The sequence below is a fragment of the Phocaeicola sp. RTP21198st1_B8_RTP21198_201120 genome, assembly GCF_040929485.1.
Lineage (GTDB): Bacteria > Bacteroidota > Bacteroidia > Bacteroidales > Bacteroidaceae > Phocaeicola > Phocaeicola dorei.
This window is the reverse complement of record NZ_JBCOCI010000310.1, coordinates 1-1522: the sequence shown is the minus strand read 5'-3', so window position 1 is coordinate 1522 and position 1522 is coordinate 1. Positions and strand designations below refer to the sequence as shown.

General features: G+C 50.3%; 1 protein-coding gene and 1 pseudogene. Both read left to right on the top strand.

Annotation, left to right across the window (positions count from 1 at the left end; all coding sequences use genetic code 11):
• Positions 1-96: 96 nt before the first annotated feature.
• Positions 97-924 carry a hypothetical protein gene (locus tag AB5935_RS25765; protein ID WP_368327845.1) on the top strand — a complete coding sequence of 276 codons (828 nt, stop codon included), beginning with the start codon at positions 97-99 and terminating at the stop codon, positions 922-924.
• 108 nt (positions 925-1032) lie between these two features.
• Positions 1033-1522 (top strand): annotated as a pseudogene (locus AB5935_RS25760) (hypothetical protein); the annotation flags it as partial.

Genomic DNA, 1522 nt, shown 5'->3' with positions numbered 1-1522 from the left:
CCTCCTATGACCGTAAATATCCTCGTACGGCCTCCTTTTGGCCGATGTACCGGCTGGAACGCGAGCTTACCGCCGATCGTGTACCTTCGAAATTCCGTGACCCTTATAACGGGGGGGCGCAGCCTGTCCAACATACACAACTATGTCCTCACCGCCACCGATTCGATGGACATCTCCCGCCACCGTTATTTCTACGACCGGATTGCCGAAAATGAGATGAATGACCGTAACCGTGATGAAATCCGCCGGCGTATGATTCCCTTCCCCTATATCGACTCCGTGATGGTCCGCCAGAATTCGGATTCAGTTTCCGGACATGATTATATCTACAACTATGTATATTCTCTGCCCGTCACCGATGGAATGAAAAAGCTCCGTGTGCGGCTAGAGTCTATCGTGGAAGCCACCGACCGCAGCACATGGCGGCCTGCCGCCTCGGACACGCTGCTCTTCATTGTGGCCTCGCTTAGCGACCTGGTTGACCGTTCCGCTCTGGACCAATATGTCATAGCTTCTGCGGAGACAGACTCTCTTGCGGCAAGCGGTCCCGTATATACTCCGCAGGGAGAAGAGTATGCCGAAGCCTTGCGGCTCCTTTCAGAGCGACAATACCGGCAAGCCTTGCCGATATTGGAAAAACGGCCTGACTATAACACCGCCCTTTGCCTGACACAGCTCGGTTATCATAAAGAGGCTTCCGCTCTTTTAGACCAGTTACCCGTAGATTCCCGCAAGGAATACCTGCATGCTGTGGTAAGCGCCCGGCAGGGCGATGATTACTTAGCAGTGGAACATATGCTTGCGGCCTGCCGCATGAATCCCAATCTTGTCCTGCGTATTCCCCTGGATCCGGAACTGTCGGACCTCATTCCCAAGTTCTTCGGGCTCCGTATGGAACTGGACAGGATAGCGGAAGGGAAATAGTAAAAAGTAGAAAGAACAAAACAGGAAAAAAAGTATAAGTACGAATTAAATATTAACAAGTGTTTTATTAGTGTTTATTTTTTTATTAACAATTTAATTACAATGATTATGAAAAAAAGTTTGTTAAGCGTGTTTACAATGGTTGCTATGGCTGCAGCATTCACCGCGTGCAGTAACGATGACATCGAAGTGCCTGACGTAAAGAACGGGGAAGCGAGAAGCGTATTCATGAAGCTGGAGTTGCCGACGCTGACGAGATCGACCGAGCCTCCTGTAGCCTCGGGAACGGTTGCTACGGTAAGTAATCTGCATGTATACTTCCATGACGGGACCAGCATTCTGAAATATGTGAACGCGACTACAACCACTCCCATCACGATTGCGAATCTGACTACCGGTACCCAAATAACGGATGTACCCGCGGCGGCTACCACTGTAACGGTATGTGGTAATATTCCTGCCGGAACTTCATTGCCTACAGGTGGAACCGTAGCTGCATTGAAAGCTGTACAACTGGAAATCACAAGCCAGTCTGCAGTTGCGGATGTGGTGTTGAGCAGCGATGACAAACCCCTGCAGACATGGACTACCGGTAGTC